1 protein-coding gene is annotated in these 395 nt (G+C 67.1%); it reads left to right on the forward strand.

Annotated features, from left to right (window positions below):
- Window positions 1-395, forward strand: a 395-nt coding sequence (locus M8009_RS18920) for a tetratricopeptide repeat protein (protein ID WP_250064032.1), incomplete at both ends; no start/stop codon positions are given.

Consider the following 395-nt stretch of genomic DNA (forward strand, 5'->3'; position numbering starts at 1 on the left):
CTCGACGGGGGTGCCGATCAACGTGGTCAGTGACACCTCGTCGTTCCTGTGGCGTCTCCAGGCCTATGACCATGCCGTCCCGGCGGGACTATGGGATGAGGCGGCGTCGTATGCGTCCAATTACTTCAGTCAGGCCGGCTTCCCCTTCGCCGATTTTCATATGGCACTTATCGCAGCGGCGACCGGCGACTTTAGCGCGCTGGAGAGCCGTGTGGCGGCGCTGACCGAGCTGGTCGAGACCGGATCACTCCCCGCAGGGCCTGTGGTACCTGCGATCTGCCGAGCCGCCCGGGCCTTCGCCGAGGAGGACTACGCCGGCTGCGCGCGCCTGCTGGAACCCATGGCAAGCGAGGTCGTGCGGATTGGCGGCAGCGGCGCCCAGCGGGAGATCGTCG

It is taken from the genome of Halomonas gemina (assembly GCF_023554995.1).
Classification (GTDB): Bacteria; Pseudomonadota; Gammaproteobacteria; order Pseudomonadales; family Halomonadaceae; genus Halomonas; species Halomonas gemina.